Below are 21,056 nucleotides of genomic sequence, written 5' to 3'. Positions count from 1 at the left end.
CGAATTTTTGCTCAGGAATCAATCTACTTGCCATTATACTACATTACACGCTGTAGTGGAATAGATACGATATGATAGGAAAGCAAAGCTTGGATATGATAAAATAAAACGATATTGCAATCTTACCAAGACAGGATGAGTGGGAATATGGGTGTAAAGTTACCTTTTATATTTGCTGAGCGAATGAAAAGTTTGCTGGGCGATGAGTTTGAACAATTTATGAAATCTTATGAACAGTCTCCACATGCGGGGCTGAGAGTGAATACGCTAAAAATATCGATGGAACAATTCGATGAGATTGCTCCGTTTGATCTAAGACCTATTCCGTGGTGTGAGACAGGATTCTATGTACCTCACGGTGTTAAACCGGGGCTGCATTCTTATTATCATGCAGGCCTGTATTATATACAGGAACCAAGTGCTATGGCACCCGTTGAATTATTGCAGGTGGAGCCTGGCGATCGTGTGCTTGATCTGTGTGCTGCTCCGGGAGGGAAAACGACTCAGATTGCTGCAAAGCTGCAAGGCAAGGGTGTGCTTGTCACGAACGATATCCATGCTGAACGCACAAAAGCGCTGGCCAAAAACGTGGAGTTGTACGGGGTGCGGAACGCCGTTGTTTTGAATGAGTCGCCCGAGCGGATCGCGAATGCATTTCCTCATTATTTTGACAAAGTATTAATCGATGCGCCTTGTTCAGGTGAAGGTATGTTCCGCAAGGATGAAGACATGGTGAAATCGTGGGAACATCATTCGGTGGAAAAATGTGTGCTCATGCAGCGGGATATCTTGGAGACTGCGGCACGATTGCTGGCCCCGGGAGGAACCATCGTGTACTCGACTTGTACCTTTGCGCCGGAGGAAAACGAAGCGATGATTGCGGAGTTCCTGAATGTAAACCGGGATTTCGTAGTCATGAACATTCCTGAAGAGACAGGATTTGCTCCAGGACGTCCGGAATGGGTACGTCAGATGATGCCGGAGAAGGCGGAAGAGACGGAAGCTGTACTGGATCAAACGCGTGGCACCGCAAGATTGTGGCCTCACCTTTTGGAAGGGGAAGGACATTATGTCGCTGTGTTGCAGCATCGTGCAGGGCAAGAAGTAGAAACAGATCAACCTGGAGTAGTTAAAGAAGGAGCAATGGAGTATGGGCAGGTCGTGGATGTGTCCAGGATTGAAGTAGAGGGGAACAAGGATCACTCTATTGCTGCTTCTTCAATTGCTATAACCAAGGCTGATCGTAAAAAGGAACGTTTATTGCGAATCGAATCCCGAGAGTCCCATGACAGACAGGCTGGTGGCGGCAAGAATTCGGGTAAACAGGGCAAAAAAGGTAAAGATCACGGTGGACGTAAATCGGAACGGGGTCATGGACGCGGAGCTGATTCGGCAAGTATTGATCCGGTTGCGATCTACAGTCAGTTTATGAAAGAACAATTGGAGATTGAGTTAACTGGAGAGACGGTATGTTACGGAGATCGTGTGTATCAATCATCGGTTGGTGCCGCTCGGTTGGAGGGACTGAAAGTCATTCGTCCAGGCTGGTTTATGGGCAAGATCAAGAATGGGCGATTTGTTCCGTCCCACCCGCTTGCGTGTGCTCTGAATGCATCTGAAGCAAGGCGTAGCGTAAATCTGTCATCCGCTGATGGCGAAGCCGTGAGATACCTCAAGGGTGAAACGTTAAATATTGAAGAAGAACGAGTGGTGCTCAAGGCGGATACGTTTGCCAAAGGGTACGTTCTTGTATGTGTAGATGGTTATGCCGCTGGCTGGGGGAAATGGCTGGATGGTGTACTGAAGAATGAATATCCGGCAGGCTGGAGGTGGACATCGGTATGAGTGGAAAAGGCAAACAAACGCTGCGTCTGGACAAAATATTAAGCCATATGGGTGTGGGGACACGAAGTGAACTCAAAAAGATGGTGAAACAAGGCAGAATCCATGTGGACGGCAAAGCGGTGAAAGACAGTGGTGTACAGGTGAATCCCGAGGTCAACGTCATTGAAGCTGATGGGGAGCGGATTGTGTATCGGGAGATGATCTATCTGATGTTGCATAAACCTCCGGGTGTCGTGTCTGCTACCGAGGATAACAGAGATAAGACGGTACTGGATCTGCTGCGCAAAGAGGATCGGGTGTTCAATCCTTTTCCTGTGGGACGACTGGATAAGGATACGGAGGGACTGCTCATTCTCACGAATGACGGTCCACTTGCCCATGATCTGTTATCTCCACGCAAGCATGTGCCCAAAACCTATGAAGCCTGTGTACTGGGTAACGTGGATGAAGCAGATGTGCAACGTTTCAAAGAGGGCGTTCAATTGGATGACGGGTACGAGACGCTGCCGGCCGAATTGACTATACTTGGTCAGGAAGAAACGGAAGAAGGCACAATCTCGTCGATCTCGCTTATTATTCACGAAGGGAAGTTTCACCAGGTGAAACGTATGTTTCAGGCGGTAGGCAAGCGTGTGGTCTATCTGAAACGCGTGGCCATGGGTGAGCTGGAACTAGCTTCCGATCTTGCGATCGGAAGCTATCGTGAACTAACCGCAGATGAGTTGAGCCTTCTGCGGAAGTAAAGCTCCCGTCCTTCGCGAAGCGGAGCAGGGAGTTGTGGAGGGAAGCGTAGCCCCGATACAAACCGCCGAAGGCGAGAAAGCTCCCGTCCTTCACGAAGTGAAGCAGGGAGCCGGGCAGAAAGCGAAACCCTGCCCGTAATGGTCCCGGTTAAGCTTGGGCGGGACCGCCGCTGACAGCGGTGTGCCCAGTAACAAGCGTTCCTACGACAACCGTGACATAGCAAGACCCCGACCTACCAGCGGTGAGCAAGACGGGAGTCCAGAGGGCAGAGCCCTCTGGGGCCCTCCCTCGGAAGGGAGGGTTTGGGTGGGTGCGACTACTAACAGATGAGGATGAAGCCAGAATGACCTATAAATTAATTGCACTTGATGTAGATGGAACACTGCTGAATGATCATCATGAACTTACCGAATGGACTCAGGAGACCTTGATCCAAGCTTCCCGTCAGGGAGCAGAGATTGTCCTGTGTTCAGGTAGAGGTCCTGCCAACACGATTCCTTTTATGGAGCAGATGGGACTGGATGGATATGTGATTACGCATAACGGCGCCGTTACCGCGCAAGTCGATACCCGTGAGGTGGTTCATCATTTTGCATTAGATGGACAAGGGCTGGAGCCAATCATATCCTACTGCCGAACCAATGGAGTGCATTTTGACATCAATACAGCATTTGGTCTGTATGTGGATCAACCGGAAGGTTTGGGTTTGCAGGTGCGTGAGATGTATTACAACTTTATGGCAGAGCCACTGAAGTTACCGAGGTGGGTTGACATGACAGAACCGCTGGCGAAATTCACTGCATTTGGTCCGATTGAACAGATGGATGCAGTACTTCAGGAATGGTCTACCTGGAATCTGCCTTATTATATGACACGGAGTGGTGACTTTTTTATTGATCTGATGCATCCCGAAGCGTCCAAAGGCGCTGCGCTTAAAAGACTTGCCGAATCGAAGGGAATCATGCCCTCGGAGATCATGGCGATTGGCAACTACTTCAATGATATTACGATGCTGACCTTTGCGGGCAAAGGCATTGCCATGGATAACTCACCGGACGAGGTGAAAGCTGCTGCGGACGAGGTTACACTCTCCAATAACGAGCAGGGTGTGGCACACGCAATCCAAAAATATGTGTTATCCATCTAACCTACATCCTAACCTACATCTTATTTTTGAAATGCACGCTTCCCTCATAATCTACCGTCTTTAGGGGCATCCTAAGAGAATAACGTTAGGAATGGAGGAGGACGCGTGATGAATTATGATGTGGAATTGGTTGCAGACCTGCGGACATCAGGTGGAGAAGTACAGGACGTGATGGTCAATGGACAATTTGCAGGCTCACTTTTCCTTGTGTACAGAGAAGGAGATCGTTTATCAGGTAGTCTTCAGATCGAACAGGAGTCTCTGCCAGATGACACAGAGCAACGTATCGTGGAAAAAGTGCATGCCTATGTCCGATCTCTTGCAGATGCGTTGGAAGCTGCATATTATGAAGTGCTGGTTAGTTGTGGCTCATTACATTCGGTTCTGCATAAGCCTGAGTCAGAGACCGTGTGGCCGTCTGATGATATGAATCATGACGAAGGCAGCTATGACGATATAGGCAGCAGTGGAAATAAGGTAATTCCTGTTTCACAAGCCGAATCGTTTACATATGAAGATCGGGATCAGGTTCTGGAGATGGAAATGGTAAGCGCAGGACGCAGCATATCGACGTATATATTCAATGATGTCGAAGGGCAGGAACTTGCAGAAGCTTCCTTAAAACAATATGGCGCTGATGTACAAGGGGAAATACACTGGTATGACGAGCCGGAAGAGAATCAATTGGAAGCTGCATCAGAGTTGCTGGTCAGAGAGCTGGATGAAGATATCATCGATACGATTACGATCCGCATGTGGCATCAGGGCAACGAACTCGAGACGTTAGAGTGGGTACATCGCGATTTCTCCGAGGATTTTGAGGATACCGATGAATCGGATCTGGATGAGCTGGAAGCTGCTGAAGAAACATGTTATGTCATGCTGAAGCGTAAGGATCGGGAGTTCCGGGTATACGAACTTTTTCTTCAGGAACGAGGTGGATTGCCTGTGGGAACAGCAACAATAGACACTTCTCATTCCGATCTGACGGGATACATTGATTACGAGGTTCCTGGTACCAGCATGCAGCGAAAGAGCCTGGTTGAAGTGTTGATGCAGGAGTTGGACAAGGAAATGGAGTTTGACACCTTGCACCTGACGATGTTGTATCGAAATCAGATTATTGATGAAGCCAAAATAGATGGGTAAAGGGCAACCGCCTTTTACCTTTTTTTATGCTCATTTTGACGAAAAATCCATTTCCCGGTATAGTACCATTAGTTTAACAGAGATCAGGAAGCGGAGGAGAACAATGATGCACTCATTCAGGATCAGTAGCGAATATATTAACGATGGTTTTCAAGCGGTTCAGGCGAAGCCGGAAGATACGGAGGATGTGATGTCGCTGCTGGTGGAGACTGCCGAATGGTTACAGAGCCAAGGTTCTTCCCAATGGAACGCTTTGCTTAAAGGTGAAGATTCACATGATACGGCAGGTGCGATTCGGCGTGGGGATGTGTTTGTATTTAAAAAAGGAGCGGACGTAGCGGGGATGGTCATCCTTTTGGTTCAGCCAAGCCCTTGGGATATTCATCTTTGGGGTTCAAAAGCTCATGCCGAGGATGGTGCAATTTATCTGCATCGGCTAGCGATTCGAAGAAAATATGCTCAGAGCGGTCTGGGACGGTCCATTTTGCAATGGTCCAGCAGCGGCATACATTTTGAAGGCAAACATACTGTTCGGTTAGATTGCGGAGCGAGCAATGCTACGTTGAACGCCTTTTACGCGCGGAACGGGTATACTTTTTTGGGAGAGACCGATGGTTACAGTACATATGAGAAACCCGTGGAGCTATGGAGCTGAAATTCTGGTTATCCATTGAATATGTTGACGACAACGCAAGCGATGGACTGCTGGATTAAAGCTTTTACTTCTGAGGGGAACGTTTCATGAATATGTTGTATATACGAGTTATCGTAATATAGATGTTCCGGCTTCCCTATGTCATAATGGATAGTAGAGCAGTACGTAAGTTAGAAAGGGGGAAACTAACGGTGAGATTGCTGCAGGCGCTTTTCTTTCCTCCGGAGCAGCCCGGAGGTGTATCCTCTATGATTCCGTATATGCAAGAGAGATTTACAACCCCGAGGTGGGAAATGGATCTGTTCTCGTTGCCAAAGCGAATTCGTAACAAGGGCAGAGAGGAAGTTCAGTTCGAAACGTTTGATTGGACGGAGTATCAGGATAGTCCTGTTGTCCAAAAATATATTCAAACATATCGTGATTATCTATGGTGGACCAAACTGCGTATTCAGAAGCCCTATGATCTGATCCATGCCCACCACCCAATTGCAGGACTTGCGATGAAAACGGTTTTCCCGGATACACCCCTCATTCAGACGATACACTCCAGTTATGAACGAGAACTAATCCTTAATGGACGCATTGAAACGGATGGACCGGAGCATCGATTCCTGCTTGCGATATATGGTGAGCTCGAACACCAGGCAGAGCGCCTCTTGACGGTGTCGGATTCGTTCCGTCGTTATCTGGCTCCCTACGTGAAGGAACCTGATGTCATCGGTGTGATTCCCAATGGATTTGATGAGAAGCGGTTTAAGCCGATTCCTCATGATAATGCGATACCACAGCTGGTTACGGTATGTCGGCTTGTTCCAGCAAAAGGGTTGGATATTCTTTTCAAAGCTTGTGCGGAACTGAAGGGCCGAGGTCATGATTATGTGTTACATATTATTGGAGATGGACCGATTCGTCCTGATCTGGAAGAATTGGCGCAGCGACTGGGGATTTATAATGAGACCATTTTCTATGGTTATACACTGCACCCTGAGGAATTCATGCCATTCTTTGATATTTTTGTACTTCCCTCACGGGCAGAAGCATTTGGTTCCGTCTTCGCTGAAGCGGCGCTGAGTTGTCTTGCCCTTGTGGGTACGGATGTAGGGGGTATACCTGAACAGATCGAGAACGGTAGCAATGGGTTGCTTGTACCGGCAGAAGATCCTTCTGCATTGGCTGAAGCGCTTGAAAAGGTGATGCTGGACCCGGCTTATCGTTATGAACTTGCCCGTTCGGCGTGTGAAAAAGCCAAAACACATTACTCGCTTGGCAGATCGGTCAATGAGTTAAAAAAGATGTATCTACAGTTTCCTGGCAAAGCCTAAAACGTAGAGCAAAAAGTGCGAGCCGCTGTGATAAACAGCGGCTTTTTGTCATGTTTAAGGGAAGGTACCCGCGGTGACTTGTGGTTATGAGACAAATGGATGCTCATATTCATGAAGTACATGGACCGTGAGATTTATATATTGTTGCGTCTACGAAAGGCGCCCCAGCGGTTCAGTACCAATTTGGCAGCCCAGATTAATGCCATACTTCCAAAGATGGGGTAAAGGATGGATAGCAGGGAACTGAATCCAAACTGGCTGAGTGAGTAACACAACAGCATAATGGTTAATGTAATGAAACGGGGATGGACACGTATATGTTGTCTCAGTTGCAAGGTCATTCCATAGATATCGGCTACAAAGGTACTGAATATTTCCATGAAAATAAGGGATACATATACAGATTGCACTGCCCATCCAAGTTGAAAGGCAATGCTGCCCATCGGGATTTCGAATTGAATGATGCCGGGCATCTGGGCTGACATGGCAAAATGAGCTGCCATCAGCATGAAACCTACGCCAATTCCACCCAATACTCCACCCCACTTCAGCACATTCCGACTACGAATCTGGTTACCTACAGGCACAAGAACAGCTTGAGCCAACACCAGATTGAATGAAGTATACAACAGTGGAGACAGCCACACTTGAATAGGGTTTGAATCTGTCGTCAGTGTGATGAATCGGGAAGCACCTGGATGATGGATGGTACTGGTGATCATGAGCAGAGACAACAGGAGCATCATGGGCACGACAATGCTATTCATTTGTAGGATGGCCTGAATGCCTCGACCCAGAAGCAGATATGACCCTACAAGTGTGACGATCAGACCTGTCTGATAATGCAAACCCAGATGTTCGACAAAAACGGAACCTGCTCCGGCAAGCATGACACTGTTCACGCCAATGAGAATGAGAAGGGTCACCCAGGTAATCCATTTGCCCGCCTTGTGGCCGAATAAATGTTTGTTCAGATCCTCATAAGAACGGGACCCGGTATCGTGAGCGATCAGCATCATTTTGGTACCTAACCAGACAAAGAGCATGGTTGATAAGCCTATGGTGATGGTGGCCCATTTGCCATACTGGGTAAAAAACTGCAAAATTTCCTGCCCTGTAGCGAAGCCGGCTCCGACAACCGTTCCGATGTATGTAAATGCGATCTGCAGCACCCGAAATGCCTGTTTCATGTGTTTCCCCTCTCAGGCCCCTGTATAGTTTGGACATGCGGGTACCATGGTACAAGGTATGCTTGACCCACGAAAGTCATGACAATCGATAATGAGCTTAGGCTTGAAATGCATCCCAAGGACAGCACGCAGGCAATTTCGCTTGAACTTATGGATAGATATATGATACTTTTACCTCATAGGATAGGCTTGGGAGGTCAAATCATGGAATTATTGAAACAACGAATATTACAAGAAGGTGTGGTTATCTCGGATCAAGTATTAAAGCTGGATGGTCTGTTGAACCACCAGATTGATCCTGCATTAACGATGGAGATGGGACGTGAGTTTGCTGCCCGTTTTCGTGAAAGTGGAGTAACTCGAGTAATCACGGTAGAATCCTCAGGGATTCCGGTTGCGTTTGCCGCAGCCTATGAACTTGGGGTGCCCCTTGTATTCGCCCGTCGCAAAAAAACACTTCTGGCTGATCCTGATGCTTACTGTGAACGTGTACCGTCCTTTACCAAAGGAATTGTAACTGACATTATGGTATCCCGCGAGTTCATTCATGAGAATGACCGTATTTTGTTCATTGATGATATCATTGCCAATGGAGATGCCGCTCGTGGCGTCATCAAAATTATCGAGCGTTCCGGTGCGGAACTCGTCGGATTCGGCGTTGTGGTCGAGAAAAGTTTTCAGGCAGGGGCACGCACGATTCGTGAACAGGGTATTCCGGTGGAAGCCTTGGTACGCATTCGTTCCCTGAATGATGGTACGGTACAATTTGACGATAACGAAATGTGACATTTTAAAGGAATAGGGCCTATTTTTTGAACTATGCCTTTGCATGACCGCCGATTTCATTTATAATGGGGTTATGTTAGGGAGAGGAGGCAACACCATGGGGAACCAACCGGCAACAGAACAATTTTTTAATGATAAGCTGGCGGAATCGAAAGTTCATTTTGAACGTGCCCTGGATTGTAAACATACGGAATTCGATGACCTTTATCCCTATATGATTGAACATCCTCAATTTTTCTGGTACAAACGCTATGTTGCCTGGTCAGAATTACTGACGATTGTAGGCTTGTGCGAGGAGTTGTCCTTCTCTTGGAAAGAACAATTTACACCGCATCAAGTGGAGTACCTTGAAGAACGTGTGATGTCCGCCAAAGTGCTTGATTTTTGGTTCGAGAAGAACGACAGCAAAGAGCACGCGCAGCGGTAACTTTCAGTCGGGACATAATTTCGAATGACATGACAGTCCAATACAGTCACGTGAGACCTAAATGACATTTCATTTAGGTCTCTTTTTGTAAATAAATTTGGAATATAGGAGCCATGAAGATGATCAGTGATACAGAACTGGACGCTCTGCGTCTGTCAGGTGAGAAAGTAAGAGTCGTACGGGACGAGCTGGAATCTAACGATGTAACCGGGATTGTTGTTGCCTGGGATGGCGAGCAGGTGCTTATCCGTCGTCAGAATCGACGTGTCGTTAAGCTGGATCGCAGTTACAGATATCAGCTGTTCAGCGAGCCGCGCCAGAGTCCACTTAGTGAGTAACAGCTCATAATTATGGCAGAGCCATGAGCGTTAAATGTTTGGAATTACCATGATTTCTTGGCATAATTGGCTCACTCGGGAGAGAAGATAGGTACAGTGAGGAAGATCTGTAACTATAGCCGAGAGGGTGTGCTACAAGCCATGACATTGATGAATGATAAAGTTCATGCCTACAAGGATCAGATTGGAGCATTAAGCGATGTACTGCCAGGTGTGGTGAAGTCGTATCATGAGTTTACCGGAGAATGTTTCCAACCTGGCGTGATTGATGCGAAGACAAAACAGTTAATTGCCCTTGGGATTGGATTGTTTGCAAACAATGAGGTATGTACCTTCTACCATGTAGAAGAAGCCCGTGCCAAGGGAGCAACAGATCAGGAGATTATGGAGACTGTAGCCGTGGCCGGAGCTGTTGGAGGAGGACATGCCCTGTCTCAGGGTGCGATGCGAGTGCAGAAGGCGCTTCATTAGTAAGCAATGCAACATACATTTATAAGCACAAAAAAGGCATCCGGTTAATAACCGATGCCTTTTTGCATGTGAATTACATTTTACCCAACATTTTATTATACATAAACTGTCCAGTTACCCGACGTGCTGTTACATAGCGGTCATTGAAGTATGGATTCGATAACTTCGTGATGCTTACACCTTTACTGCTGGAGGCATGAGCGAATTGTCCGCCGCCGATATATACACCTGTATGTGAAATGCCTTTGCCTGTTGTATTAAAGAACACCAGATCACCTGTCCGAACATTGCTCTTGGATACCGGAGTACCTGCTTTGGCTTGCTGCTGAGAAGTACGTGGCAGTTCAATGCTGTATTTGTTGAAAAGATATCTCATAAAACCAGAACAGTCGAAGCCGGCTACAGTTGTGCCACCCCATTTGTAAGGAATACCTGTCATGTTGTTCACTACGGAGTTGATACTGCTTGCCTCTGTGCTTGTTGCCCCGGATGTAAATAATACAGCTGCTCCAAAAATGGAGATAATCAGTTTTTTCAAAATCAATGTTCTCCCTTCGATGCCTACGGAGTTAGCTAAGGGTTCGGTAGAAGGTTCCCTATATTTCCTATGTATAAGAATAATTCACCCAAAATGGTTCCCCCGTTTTCAAACATGAAACTCGGCAATGAATAATTAAGTTTTTGTAACTATTTGAAACTATATTGCATAAATGCGTAATTGTCAAACCCATTTAAAACCCTTCGTAGTACCCCAATGTTATCGGAATTACGGTTTTTATATGAAAGAGGGCATCAAGTTTGGGTATCATTCATGACAAAAACGTCATTATTGATTCGTTGAAGGTGATTTTGGATAAATGAATAGGTTTGTCATGAGTTAAAAGAACTATTCCGTTATGTAGAATTTAAGATATTATATTCATTAAGTTGCATATATTGACAAAAATCGATTTTTTGCATATTATCTGATTATCCAATCCACATATTGGATTAAAATTGATTTTATTATGCGATAAATACAAAAAAAGGAGGTTTAGGGACACGTATCATAGGTAAAGTAGAAGTAGAAGATTTATTAAAACAAACATAGGAGAGTGTTATCTTTGAAAGCAAAAAAAATAGTTACTTTTGTTCTAGCATTTACCATGGTATTCTCAGCCGTTGGAATGGCAGTTCTCCCTGTAGCAACCGTATCTGCTGCCGATGCATCAGGTACAACAGCAAGTATTTCCGATGTTTTGAAGAACCAGCTGCCAGATGGAGGTTGGAGAAAAGATTATAAACAAACCAGTGGAGAATGGGCGAAGTCAACGATTGACAACAAGGCTACATACTCAGAAATTAGAAGATTGGCGAAGGAATTTAAAAAGACGAATGATCCGCGTTACTCCACAGCTGCAATCAAAGGCATTAACTTTTTGATCAACATGCAGTATTCAAACGGCGGATGGCCACAAGTCTACCAAAGCTCCGGATATCACAAGCACATTACCTACAATGATGATGCCATGATTAATGTAATGATCATGCTGGATGAAGTAGCAGCACGCAAAGGTGATTTCTCGTTTATCGACAGCACACTTGCTAACCGCAGTAAAAATTCAGTTGCCAAAGGTGTGGAGGCGATTCTGAATACACAGGTCGTTTCAGGTGGTAAGCTGACAGCATGGGGACAACAACATGATTCCAGCTCTCTTAAACCAGCGAGCGCAAGAATCTACGAAGTGCCATCGCTGACAGCTGGAGAGAGTGTAACGATTGTTAAATTTCTGAAAACCAGACCTGCTAACGCTAAAATTACCGCATCCATTAAAGGAGCGGAGGCTTGGTTTAACAAAGTGAAAATTACGGGTTACAAGTATGAAAGAGCTAATGGAGACAGTAAAATTATCGCTGATTCCAAAGCTGCACCAATTTGGGCACGCTTCTATGAGATCGGAACGGATAAACCAATCTTTATTGGTCGTGATGGGGTAGTTAAATACAAATTAAGTGATATTGATAAAGAAAGAAGAGGCGGTTATGCATGGTATGGCAACTGGCCTTCCAAGCTGTAATTTGTAGTTAAAGGTAAAGCCCGAATCGACATGGACGTCTGTTTCGGGCTTTATTGTTATTATTTTCAGTGTTGACATGATAGATTCCGCATGATATATTATTTCTTGTCGCCGATATTGATCTCGGAGATACAATATGCGGTCGTGGCGGAATTGGCAGACGCGCACGGTTCAGGTCCGTGTGGGCTAACCCCCCGTGGAGGTTCGAGTCCTCTCGACCGCATCTAAAAAAAGACTCCATAAGCTAACGCTCAAGGAGTCTTTTTTTTGCATTTTTTGATATAACACTAACTTTAGACTCGAGTATCGATGAGGTTAGTGCTTAGCTGCACGTACAGCAAAGGGTCTTCCATCAGCCATACGGAACGTTTATTGTGCTGCGGTAACATTAACGCTGTCAATATTCGGTCCTTCCGATCCGGTGGTAACCACTTTCAATGTATTGGTCCCCGTGTTCATGGGGACCTGTATTGTTTTTTCAACCCAAGTGGACCAGCTTCCCGTAGCCGGAAAAGGCTCGTTGCTAATGACTTTGGTTCCGTTAACAAAAATGTCGAGGTTCCGAGTGCCGCTTTCCAGCGCATAACGAAACTTTACGTTTTTGGTACCTGTTATAGTGTTATTAATGCCGTTCCATTGAATGGCTGAACCAGTCATCGCATTGAAGTTAACATACCCGGAGCCAGTGTAACCGGGGTAGATTGTTTCAATGGCAGCTTCCGTAAGTGACGTTCCGGTCTCGGCTTCATACGTAGTACCACTGCCTGTATTCCCGCCGCTGTTTCCGCCAGTAACGTTGGCAACAAACGTTGTTACGCTCTGAGGCGGGAGCTGTGCCGTGAAGGCTCCATTGGATACGGTAAGCGGGGATCCGCTTGCCAGGTTTCGACTGCTGTCCGTGATCCATGAGGATACTGTGGAGGCATTACCGTTCTGTAGAACGAATTTTTGGCTTGTAGCCGAAGTTCCACGGTTAATCGCCACGACGACGACTTTGTTATCACCTTTGTAGGCAGAGACAAAGGTATTCGTATCCGGATTTTTCGTTGCATCGACTCGCAGATAGCCTGGACGCACGAATTTAGAGAAATGAGCCATATTATACCCGCGTTTGCTTATGGTACCATCCTCTTTCATCGGACCATACTGTCTGCGGATGTACCACCACACATAGGCCTGGAAATCACCTTCTACCATGGCATTGTGCATGTGATAGGAAACGTCTAATGCTTCAGGCCAGCGGTCTGCTGAATTGTTATCACTGTTTGGAACATACACCTCAGTCATCCACAGTTCTTTACCGGCTCCTTTTTGCTTAAAGAGAGGGTAGGCAAAATTCGAAATCTGGGTTCCATACGTATGTGCTCCCAGAATGTCCATGTTGGCAAGTGCCTGCGGATCATTCAGAATTGGGTCGGATATGTTCTTTAAGTATTGGAAGGATTCAGGCGCCATGACTTTGGTACCTTGAATGGACCCGGCATTTTCTTTCATGAATCGAAGGATCTCTTGTGGAGTCCACCAGGTCCAGTCATGAGCATAATCGGGTTCATTTTGCACAGAAATGGCATACAGATCTACGCCGTTATTTTTCATGTAGGTTACAAAGTCGTTCAGATGTTGCGCATAGGCGGCATATTTGTCATATTTCAGACGTTTGGCATTGGTGTCCCCATTGCGGTTAAACGTTTCAACCATGCTGCTTGGAGGATTCCATGGGGATGCGAATACAATAGCACCCTTTTCGATAGCTCGTTTGGCTGTGGCAACTTCACGGTACCAGTTATTAGAATCTGGATCAACGTAGATCCTGAGAATTGAGAAGCCTAACTGATTCTGATCATTACCAAAAGCAGTTTCACGTTGAGCGGGAGTCAGATCACCAATCCAGGCAGGAAGGTTAATGCCCCCAAAGCCTTTGATCAGCTGTTTTTCTGAGGACAAATTAATGTTGGCATCGCTGGCTGCTGACACATTTGTCGGGGTTAACATCAAAGGCAGGGCTGTTAAACAGGCCAAAAGAACATTAATCGTCTTTTTTAGTTTGAATTTCACTACTTTCATCCTCCTCGATAATAGTAAATGTTACATAGAGAAACCGCGACCAGGGATAACAAACAAGAATAGCGGATTGTCTGGCATTTATTTTATGTAAACCCTTTCAAAACCTCCTTCCATAAATCATAGGAATGAAATGAAGCACATAACCTCTTACATTTGTTGATTCTACTAAATAATTCCTAAACTGAAAACCTGACAAATTACAGTATTTTTTCTAATTAATCTCTATTTTCTAACTGTTCAATGACAGTTCTTGTCTGAATGCTTAAGGAGAAAACGGGAATGATGGAGATCTTCGCTTGAGATAGAGGTCTCCAATGGCGGGGATGTTGTTATTAAGGAAGGCTTTGGCTTACATATTCCTCCCTTCATTATCAAACAATGAGATCACAGAAGTTACGGGGAGGGAATCATGATGAAGGTAAAGAGAAAGATTCATCGATTCATTGCAGGTATCATGGCATTTTTGATTGTGATTTACGCGGGCATATCAGTAGGAGGGCCAACAGCCGCAGCTTCAGAGTCCACATCGAATCACAAACGGTTAGCGATTATCATTGATGATGTTGGTAATGACATGAAGGGTACGGCAGAGATCCTGGCGATGCCAGTTAAACTAACGGTAGCGGTCATGCCTTTTTTGACAACAACGAAGAAAGATGCGATAGCTGCACATGAGAAAGGCATGGACGTCATTGTACACATGCCGATGGAGCCCAAGAAGGGGAAACCCGAGTGGCTGGGCCCGGGTGCAATCACATCCAATCTAACAGATGAAGAAGTCCGCTCACGTGTGGAGAAAGCAATTGATGATGTGCCCCACGCCATTGGCATGAACAATCATATGGGTTCCAAAATCACTTCCGATAAACGCATCATGTCCATTGTGCTCGATGTATGCAAGGAGCGGGGCCTCTTCTTTGTAGACAGCCGTACGAACTTTCGCTCCGTGGTGGGGGAACTGGCCGTATCCAAAAATATGCCACCTGTAGGTAATGACATTTTTCTGGATGATCAAAACTCCAAGCAACATATTCGCAAGCAAATGGATCTGGCTGCTCAGCGTGCGATCGATAAGGATATCTGTGTTGTCATTGGTCATGTCGGTCATTCGGGGATGAACACATCCGCAGTAATTCGGGAATCCGTCTCCCGTCTGCAAAATCAGGTTCAATTTGTAGGAATTGGTGATCTGGTTCGAGATGTGTGGCAATGGCATTCTGCTCCTACACTACCGACAGGTAATAAATAATGCCATTGGCAATGGACTGGGCGATTCGTTTTTGCTCAGCGGGATCATTCATTCTGGCTCGATCTGTCGCATTGCTCAAAAATCCGGTTTCGACGATAACGGCAGGTTGTTTCACGTAATTCAATAAATAAAAGGGCTTGCCCCATACGACCCCGTGCTCTGTTCCGTACAACTTGTTCATGGCATCCTGAATGGATTGGGCCAGCAAATAACTCCTTCCTTCTTTCTGGTGTAGTACCACCGGGCCGTGTACATTCGATCGGGGACTCCAGTTCGCATGAATGCTGACCACGATATCTGTACTTACTTCTTCGCTAAGGCTTTTACGTTGGGCAAGATCTCTGGTATGACGGGAGCGGCTGTTCAGCCAGCGGTTCTCATCACTAAGTGCATAATCACCAAGTCGATTGATGATAACGGCATAACCTTTGCTGCGAAGCAGCAGATAGACCTTTTGGCTAATGGCCAGGTTGATATCTTTTTCCAGCACACCTTGGGCTGACGTACCACCGTCAATACCGCCATGGCCTACATCGAGCAGGATAACCGGTGCTGCAAAGGCATGATGACTTGAGCGATAAGCATCTCCATCGGTCACTGGCAGCATGGATGGACTGTTCTGGGACGGGGCTGCTTTTCCATAAGCCACATGGGGCAGCATGAGAAGGCAATGGAAGCTGATTAGCAAGGCTACCGAAGCGGTCAGCAGCTTATACATGGGAATACACACTCCTTCATGAAATAGGTATCGAATGCAGATTAATGACTCGATGGATACCTTTGGCATTAGACTGTGCATTCTGAGGGTTTTCATACTTCTTTCAATAAAAAAATGTTTAACCAGTCCACATCCTGCACACAATAGATATCGTAAGCTCCGCAAATGTGCAGGAGCGAAGGAGGCAGAATTATGGCCAAAAGTGATGAGTTGGTAAAATACATTACGCAGCGTGTTGTTCATTATATCGATACGCCGAAGGATGAGCGGAAAGGTCGCACCAAAAGGAAAGAGCCGTGGGCGATGAAGTGGTTTGGTATGATCCCTTTCGCTGTATCCCTGTGGGTGGGGAAAAAGGAAAAAGAATTCGATACACAGTCTCATAAACGAAGTTCTTCGGGCAAAGGGTAACGATCGCTTACCAACTTGACTCAGCGAGTTTGAAGACACGCCCTAATGTAAAACCAAAAGACGCAATCCCTTTAATTCATGGGAAGGCGTCTTATTTGTTGTGGATGTTTATAGTTTTAACGTTATCTGAATGATCTGTAGAGTTAGCTGATGGTCAGGGCTTCAAGATGTAAAAATGGCCATCTTGCTGCAATGTGCTCAAAGGGACAAAGCGTTGAATGGATGATTTTCCACCTAGCGCTACATATAGAATAGACTCTGCTACCTGATCTGTATGCCACAGCTGATAACCGCTAACAGGTAGAGGACCGCCGTATACAACGTTACGATCACCAGCTGAGAAAACAATCTTTTGCTTCTCCCCGTGTTGTATCACATCTTTTGCCCGGTCGGCATCAACAGGCTTGGAGGTAATCCACAACAGATTGTCAGTCGGATTGAAGACGGGTCGGAGATGAAGTGGGTCGACTGATAAAGATGGCGTTGTGGATAAATCAGTTATGCTGACAGAGGTCTGTTTGGAATCAGCCTCCAGCAGGTTCAGGAACTCTGAGGGCAGTACATCTCCGTTCGTAGCATCAATATAAAGTGCAGGATGGTTAGGTTGTTCCACTTTCCAATAAGCCAGCAGGGGAAGAGTATAACCAAGATGAAGCTCTCCTCCGCCAGCAAGTAATGCCTCAAGGTTAACATGTTGCCGATCCAAGGCTTGTCCAAGAAGTTCATTGTTGTATGGTGACTCTTCTCCATGACCATATTCACTAAGCATCATCTGACCCTGCTCTGTGGCCGTAATAATCATATATCCGATAGGTTTTCCTTCAAACTCAGCTTGCACGAGCCAGCTATGTGTACCCGGACCCAGAGGGTAAAAGTCCAGGTCAGCGTTCTTCCAATGCGCTTCGGTATCAACTGAGCCAAGTGCAACAGCTTGTTGCTCTGCAAACCGTTGTACAGCAGCGGGAGCTAGTGAAGACGTTTCTTGTTCCTCTGCATTGGCTATCGACCAAAAAGAGAATAGGGCAAGACAACTGAGCAAGCCCAAGGTTATACAGGTTGTTTTCCGAGCGTTGTTCCAACACGTATGAAAGAATCGTTTCAAATTTACACCTACTTTTCATTTATCCGTTACCTGAGCGGGTCCTAGTTTCATTCTAGGGGACAGGCTATGCAAAGGTTGCCGCAACCTGTCGGGCAGCCGATCATGAATAAACACTACTTTTGCCAGCATTTGCAGGAAAAGTAGTGTCTTCGTCTATCTTAAGTGAAACATGCCGCTGCTAATGGCAGTCACTTTCACTTTGGGTTCATATTGCCAGATCATCTCGGTACGGCGTGTCTCATACTGCAATTTCATAGCTTCACGATCTATTACTGCCTGTTTTGCTTTCTCTTCTTCGGCATCTGTCTCGGAGTCGATCGGTACTGCGGCTTCTGCCGCCAGTTCTACATCTGCTCCAATGGGTTTAGCGTTAGTGATATCCAGAACTTTTTTCAGTGGTACAGGTGGCGTGCGGTTAGAATGGACATTTTCCTTCTCCGAGGTTATCTTACCTGATGATTCTACCTCAGGCGTATCTTCTCGGAGTACCGCTTCATAGTAGGTGTCCAACACGTCCAGCTCCAGATCAAGCCGCTCTTGGGCTTTCTCGGCCCAGCTATAATCGAGTTCCAGCAAGCGGTTCGTCAAATGAGATTCCAAAGCAGCTCCGGCATCAAATAACGAAACTTTAGCTGTCTGTACATGCATGTTCTCCGCAAGTCTCGGACTAAGATCACGTCGGTTTAGCTTGGTGCCGAATTTTTCTATAATTTCACCCGAGCGAAGGGAGATGCCGAGAAAGTGTAATTCCTCCCGTTTCAAATCACAGGCGAATTCCACCTTGAAACACACACCAAGCCAAGGCTCATATACGGCTGGCGCTGTAGCCCGCAATTGCCGTTTGGCAGCCTGTTCGAACAGGTTCACGAAGGCACCGCCTTCACGGGCAGCGCCGAAAATCTGCTGGAGTCTGCGACTGCCGTACACCACTTCTTCACGTAATATTCGTCCTGGCCCCAGCTGTGGCAGGGATGGCGTAATACCGAAGTAACGGCCTAGAATAGTTTCTTTTGCTGGCTCGTCTTGAGGACTGCCGTTGGTTAAGCCATTCGTTCCAGCAGGGTTAGGCACAACAGGAGGTGATGCTTGCGCAGCTTTGGCTTCTGCTGCTTCAATGGCCTGCTGATACCTGTCAGGATCAAATATAAATGTAAAGGACATCGTCTCAGCGGGTGCTCCGGTTCGTTCCACGAACCCCCAATAATAGGGGCGATTGGTCAACGCTTTGTCCGCCTCAGGTGAGAGTTTGACTGTAACATGGGCAGGGGAACGCTCCATAATCTGACAATCGAGTGCTTCCAGATAGGTGAGAACATAAGCCTGCACTTCATGGGGAGACATGGTCATGAGTTAGCTACCTCCTTTGCGAAGATCTAACAACCCGGATACGGCAGGGCCTTCATCGGCAACCTCACGTTGAATGGAGTTCAGCGATTGTCCAAGTGAGTCCATTTTACGGCGAATATCTTCATCAGTTTGTGATTCCAATATGATTTTGTACAAACTTTTCTCAATAGACTCCTTTTTCTCCAGCCGTTCGAGAATGACATCCAGCCCGCCGATCACCATTTCAAACATATTGATCTTCTCATGCAGCAGACTCAGAATATGTTCCTCAATGGTTCCAGTCGTAGATAAATTGAAGATGTTCACGTCATTTTGCTGCCCAAGCCGGTGTACCCGGCCGATCCGCTGCTCTACCCGCATAGGGTTCCAAGGCAGATCAAAGTTGATCATATGATGGCAAAATTGCAGATTAATGCCCTCACCACCCGCTTCGGTTGCAATCATGGCCTGCACACGCCCGCGGAAGAGATCCATCATCCAGTCCTTTTTGCCACGATTCATACCACCCCGATAGGGTACAGCCGTAAGCCCATTGTTGCGGAAATAGTTTAGCAGATACTCCTGCGTGGCCCGGTATTCGGTGAAGATAATTACTTTTTCATTCATGTTCCGAATCAGTTCCATTGTTTTCTCGGCTTTGGTATTTTCCTTGATCGCTTTAATATGGGCAACGAGTTCCCAAATCTTGTCCCGAAGGGGAGAGTCTAGCGGAAGTTTCTTCGACAGATTAACCAGCGTCACAAATACAGCATCCCGACTGCTGCACACTTCACGCTGCAATGTAACAAGGGAGAGCATGCTGCTCAGATTGCCGCCAGCTTCCTGGTACTGGTCTTTGACAAAGGAAGTCACGCCATCATAAAGCGCTTGTTCTTCGGGCGATAGTTGCAGATTCACGTTGGAGACGTTCCGTTTGGTAAATTGAACAGGGCCTTCGCCGCGACGGTTACGAATCATGACTTTGGATAACTCGTTTTTAAGCTGTTCCTGATTTTTCGGAACCCGTTTGTCTACAACAAAGTTGGCCGCAAAGTCACCCTGACGACCTAGTTGACCGGGCTTCAGTAGGTTGATCAGATTGAACAATTCACTCATATCGTTCTGCACAGGTGTAGCTGTGAGCAGCAGGCAATACTTTTTGCGCAATTTCAGCATGAATTGATAGTTGGTTGTTTTCTTGTTTTTGAGTTTATGAGCCTCGTCAATAATAATCATGTCGTAATCAGTATTCAGCAGCATATCTTTATGCGGGTCACGTTTGGCTGTATCCATGGAAGCAACAACCACTTCATTCTGCCAGGAATAGGCCTTTTTCTGGGCAATAGCAGGGATGCCAAATTTTGAATTCAACTCCCGTACCCATTGCAACACAAGAGAGGCTGGCACGAGAATGAGTACCTTGGATACAAGACCTCGAACCATATATTCTTTCAGAATGAGACCGGCTTCAATGGTTTTGCCCAGACCCACCTCATCGGCGAGAATGGCCCGGCCTGACATTTCAAATAATACTCTGCGTGCAGTGTCCATCTGGTGAGGGAGTGGAGTGAGACCTTGTAGATGCTTGAGACATTGGATCTCGTCAAAATTGGGAATCAGGTTGGTCTCTTCGGCTTGAATGCCGAGTTGGAAGAGTCGATAATCCCCCCAAGGACCTCCTTTATCCAGTCGTGATTCCAATTGATTAATCCAGCTTCGATCAAATTCCAACGGAACGGGCAGCTCGGCTACAGGTTGATTCGTGTGGTGCGGGTTTTTCCGGTTCATGGTGTTTCCTCCCCTGCCATACGTGATGACGTTTTATTCGTAGGTAATAGTATGGACGAATGAGAGTCAGTTCATAACTATGTGGGTTCAAATAAGGAATATTTACACTTGTCACTCCGATGACAGAATAACCTTCCAATCGCTGTTATCCCCAGATTTTTTTGATTCCCTTGTCCAAAGGGGGAAAACCCGGGGATAAAGGCGAACGCTTCGCTTTTTCAGGTTTTTTCTGTCCTCTCCGTTGACGTGCAAATGATTAGTTTAACT

At 46.3% G+C, this 21,056-nt stretch carries 20 protein-coding genes, 1 tRNA gene and 1 riboswitch; of the genes, 14 read left to right on the top strand and 7 right to left on the bottom strand.

Features of this window, described 5'->3' with window-relative positions:
- Positions 1-147: 147 nt before the first annotated feature.
- From AC6CIF_RS02270 to AC6CIF_RS02245, 6 genes are all read left to right on the top strand, one after another.
- Entirely contained in the window at positions 148-1,845 is a 1,698-nt protein-coding gene (locus AC6CIF_RS02270) for an RsmB/NOP family class I SAM-dependent RNA methyltransferase (RefSeq protein WP_498197662.1), read from the top strand.
- Entirely contained in the window at positions 1,842-2,588 is a 747-nt protein-coding gene (locus AC6CIF_RS02265) for a pseudouridine synthase (protein WP_498197661.1), read from the top strand. The genes AC6CIF_RS02270 and AC6CIF_RS02265 overlap by 4 nt, the downstream gene beginning before the upstream one ends.
- A gap of 344 nt (positions 2,589-2,932) precedes the next feature.
- Complete coding sequence (locus AC6CIF_RS02260) at positions 2,933-3,736, top strand: Cof-type HAD-IIB family hydrolase (protein WP_498198189.1); 804 nt, start codon at positions 2,933-2,935, stop codon at positions 3,734-3,736.
- Positions 3,737-3,844: 108 nt separating this feature from the next.
- A complete protein-coding gene (locus tag AC6CIF_RS02255; RefSeq protein WP_498197660.1) occupies positions 3,845-4,885 on the top strand; it encodes a hypothetical protein in 1,041 nt (346 codons plus the stop codon).
- 106 nt (positions 4,886-4,991) lie between these two features.
- A complete protein-coding gene (locus AC6CIF_RS02250; RefSeq protein ID WP_498198187.1) occupies positions 4,992-5,540 on the top strand; it encodes a GNAT family N-acetyltransferase in 549 nt (182 codons plus the stop codon).
- A 191-nt stretch (positions 5,541-5,731) separates the two neighbouring features.
- Entirely contained in the window at positions 5,732-6,862 is a 1,131-nt protein-coding gene (locus AC6CIF_RS02245; protein WP_498197659.1) for a glycosyltransferase family 4 protein, read from the top strand.
- A 134-nt stretch (positions 6,863-6,996) separates the two neighbouring features.
- Here the strand turns inward: AC6CIF_RS02245 and AC6CIF_RS02240 are convergent, their stop codons facing one another.
- Entirely contained in the window at positions 6,997-8,052 is a 1,056-nt protein-coding gene (locus AC6CIF_RS02240; RefSeq protein ID WP_237176053.1) for a YkvI family membrane protein, read from the bottom strand.
- A gap of 204 nt (positions 8,053-8,256) precedes the next feature.
- Here AC6CIF_RS02240 and AC6CIF_RS02235 point away from each other — a divergent pair, with 204 nt between their 5' ends.
- From AC6CIF_RS02235 to AC6CIF_RS02220, 4 genes are all read left to right on the top strand, one after another.
- Positions 8,257-8,838: a xanthine phosphoribosyltransferase gene (locus tag AC6CIF_RS02235; RefSeq protein WP_036609617.1), complete on the top strand. Its 582-nt coding sequence runs from the start codon at positions 8,257-8,259 to the stop codon at positions 8,836-8,838.
- Between the two features lie 97 nt (positions 8,839-8,935).
- Positions 8,936-9,265, top strand: a complete 330-nt coding sequence (locus AC6CIF_RS02230; protein ID WP_036609615.1) for a hypothetical protein — start codon at positions 8,936-8,938, stop codon at positions 9,263-9,265.
- 119 nt (positions 9,266-9,384) lie between these two features.
- On the top strand, positions 9,385-9,603 hold the full coding sequence (locus AC6CIF_RS02225) for a hypothetical protein (RefSeq protein ID WP_056700334.1): 219 nt from the start codon (positions 9,385-9,387) through the stop codon (positions 9,601-9,603).
- A 141-nt stretch (positions 9,604-9,744) separates the two neighbouring features.
- The gene (locus tag AC6CIF_RS02220; protein ID WP_017689352.1) at positions 9,745-10,074 is read left to right on the top strand and encodes a carboxymuconolactone decarboxylase family protein; all 330 of its coding nucleotides are present in this window, start codon (positions 9,745-9,747) and stop codon (positions 10,072-10,074) included.
- A 73-nt stretch (positions 10,075-10,147) separates the two neighbouring features.
- Here AC6CIF_RS02220 and AC6CIF_RS02215 read toward each other — a convergent pair whose 3' ends face one another.
- The gene (locus AC6CIF_RS02215) at positions 10,148-10,612 is read right to left on the bottom strand and encodes a C40 family peptidase (protein WP_498197657.1); all 465 of its coding nucleotides are present in this window, start codon (positions 10,610-10,612) and stop codon (positions 10,148-10,150) included.
- A gap of 5 nt (positions 10,613-10,617) precedes the next feature.
- Positions 10,618-10,749: riboswitch (cyclic di-AMP (ydaO/yuaA leader) on the bottom strand.
- 428 nt (positions 10,750-11,177) lie between these two features.
- Between AC6CIF_RS02215 and pelA the strand changes: the two genes are divergently transcribed.
- Together pelA and AC6CIF_RS02205 are read left to right on the top strand one after the other, a co-directional pair.
- Positions 11,178-12,131, top strand: a complete 954-nt coding sequence (pelA, locus tag AC6CIF_RS02210) for a pectate lyase (RefSeq protein ID WP_498197656.1) — start codon at positions 11,178-11,180, stop codon at positions 12,129-12,131.
- A 138-nt stretch (positions 12,132-12,269) separates the two neighbouring features.
- Positions 12,270-12,354 (top strand) — tRNA-Leu (locus tag AC6CIF_RS02205).
- A 146-nt stretch (positions 12,355-12,500) separates the two neighbouring features.
- Here AC6CIF_RS02205 and xynC read toward each other — a convergent pair.
- On the bottom strand, positions 12,501-14,195 hold the full coding sequence (xynC, locus tag AC6CIF_RS02200; protein ID WP_498197655.1) for a glucuronoarabinoxylan endo-1,4-beta-xylanase XynC: 1,695 nt from the start codon (positions 14,193-14,195) through the stop codon (positions 12,501-12,503).
- A 409-nt stretch (positions 14,196-14,604) separates the two neighbouring features.
- Here xynC and AC6CIF_RS02195 point away from each other — a divergent pair, with 409 nt between their 5' ends.
- The gene (locus AC6CIF_RS02195) at positions 14,605-15,444 is read left to right on the top strand and encodes a divergent polysaccharide deacetylase family protein (protein ID WP_498197653.1); all 840 of its coding nucleotides are present in this window, start codon (positions 14,605-14,607) and stop codon (positions 15,442-15,444) included.
- On the opposite strand, the gene AC6CIF_RS02190 is transcribed toward AC6CIF_RS02195, so the two are convergent.
- Positions 15,419-16,162: an N-acetylmuramoyl-L-alanine amidase family protein gene (locus tag AC6CIF_RS02190; protein ID WP_498197651.1), complete on the bottom strand. Its 744-nt coding sequence runs from the start codon at positions 16,160-16,162 to the stop codon at positions 15,419-15,421. The genes AC6CIF_RS02195 and AC6CIF_RS02190 overlap by 26 nt on opposite strands.
- Before the next feature lie 192 nt (positions 16,163-16,354).
- Here AC6CIF_RS02190 and AC6CIF_RS02185 point away from each other — a divergent pair, with 192 nt between their 5' ends.
- Positions 16,355-16,573 (top strand): YqzE family protein, encoded by a 219-nt coding sequence (locus AC6CIF_RS02185; RefSeq protein WP_036609606.1) that lies wholly within the window; start codon positions 16,355-16,357, stop codon positions 16,571-16,573.
- Positions 16,574-16,727: 154 nt separating this feature from the next.
- On the opposite strand, the gene AC6CIF_RS02180 is transcribed toward AC6CIF_RS02185, so the two are convergent.
- From AC6CIF_RS02180 to AC6CIF_RS02170, 3 genes are all read right to left on the bottom strand, one after another.
- Positions 16,728-17,675: a hypothetical protein gene (locus AC6CIF_RS02180; protein ID WP_498197648.1), complete on the bottom strand. Its 948-nt coding sequence runs from the start codon at positions 17,673-17,675 to the stop codon at positions 16,728-16,730.
- Positions 17,676-17,828: 153 nt separating this feature from the next.
- Positions 17,829-19,022 carry a YqhG family protein gene (locus AC6CIF_RS02175; RefSeq protein WP_498197646.1) on the bottom strand — a complete coding sequence of 398 codons (1,194 nt, stop codon included), beginning with the start codon at positions 19,020-19,022 and terminating at the stop codon, positions 17,829-17,831.
- A 3-nt stretch (positions 19,023-19,025) separates the two neighbouring features.
- Positions 19,026-20,789 carry a DEAD/DEAH box helicase gene (locus AC6CIF_RS02170; RefSeq protein ID WP_498197644.1) on the bottom strand — a complete coding sequence of 588 codons (1,764 nt, stop codon included), beginning with the start codon at positions 20,787-20,789 and terminating at the stop codon, positions 19,026-19,028.
- Positions 20,790-21,056: the final 267 nt, after the last annotated feature.

This window comes from Paenibacillus sp. GQ49 (genome assembly GCF_059759055.1).
The sequence above is the reverse complement of the archived record's forward strand: the minus strand, read 5'-3'. Positions and strand labels throughout refer to the sequence as shown.

Bases quoted from the DNA above. Each gene is read 5' to 3' on its own strand.
- AC6CIF_RS02255 (WP_498197660.1), top strand. From the start codon at position 3,845: ATGAATTATGATGTGGAATTGGTTGCAGACCTGCGGACATCAGGTGGA.
- AC6CIF_RS02190 (WP_498197651.1), bottom strand. From the start codon at position 16,162: ATGTATAAGCTGCTGACCGCTTCGGTAGCCTTGCTAATCAGCTTCCAT.
- AC6CIF_RS02260 (WP_498198189.1), top strand. From the start codon at position 2,933: ATGACCTATAAATTAATTGCACTTGATGTAGATGGAACACTGCTGAAT.
- AC6CIF_RS02240 (WP_237176053.1), bottom strand. From the start codon at position 8,052: ATGAAACAGGCATTTCGGGTGCTGCAGATCGCATTTACATACATCGGA.
- AC6CIF_RS02265 (WP_498197661.1), top strand. From the start codon at position 1,842: ATGAGTGGAAAAGGCAAACAAACGCTGCGTCTGGACAAAATATTAAGC.
- AC6CIF_RS02195 (WP_498197653.1), top strand. From the start codon at position 14,605: ATGATGAAGGTAAAGAGAAAGATTCATCGATTCATTGCAGGTATCATG.
- AC6CIF_RS02185 (WP_036609606.1), top strand. From the start codon at position 16,355: ATGGCCAAAAGTGATGAGTTGGTAAAATACATTACGCAGCGTGTTGTT.
- AC6CIF_RS02170 (WP_498197644.1), bottom strand. From the start codon at position 20,789: ATGAACCGGAAAAACCCGCACCACACGAATCAACCTGTAGCCGAGCTG.
- AC6CIF_RS02175 (WP_498197646.1), bottom strand. From the start codon at position 19,022: ATGACCATGTCTCCCCATGAAGTGCAGGCTTATGTTCTCACCTATCTG.
- AC6CIF_RS02225 (WP_056700334.1), top strand. From the start codon at position 9,385: ATGATCAGTGATACAGAACTGGACGCTCTGCGTCTGTCAGGTGAGAAA.
- AC6CIF_RS02250 (WP_498198187.1), top strand. From the start codon at position 4,992: ATGCACTCATTCAGGATCAGTAGCGAATATATTAACGATGGTTTTCAA.
- AC6CIF_RS02270 (WP_498197662.1), top strand. From the start codon at position 148: ATGGGTGTAAAGTTACCTTTTATATTTGCTGAGCGAATGAAAAGTTTG.
- xynC (WP_498197655.1), bottom strand. From the start codon at position 14,195: ATGAAAGTAGTGAAATTCAAACTAAAAAAGACGATTAATGTTCTTTTG.
- AC6CIF_RS02220 (WP_017689352.1), top strand. From the start codon at position 9,745: ATGACATTGATGAATGATAAAGTTCATGCCTACAAGGATCAGATTGGA.
- AC6CIF_RS02230 (WP_036609615.1), top strand. From the start codon at position 8,936: ATGGGGAACCAACCGGCAACAGAACAATTTTTTAATGATAAGCTGGCG.
- AC6CIF_RS02235 (WP_036609617.1), top strand. From the start codon at position 8,257: ATGGAATTATTGAAACAACGAATATTACAAGAAGGTGTGGTTATCTCG.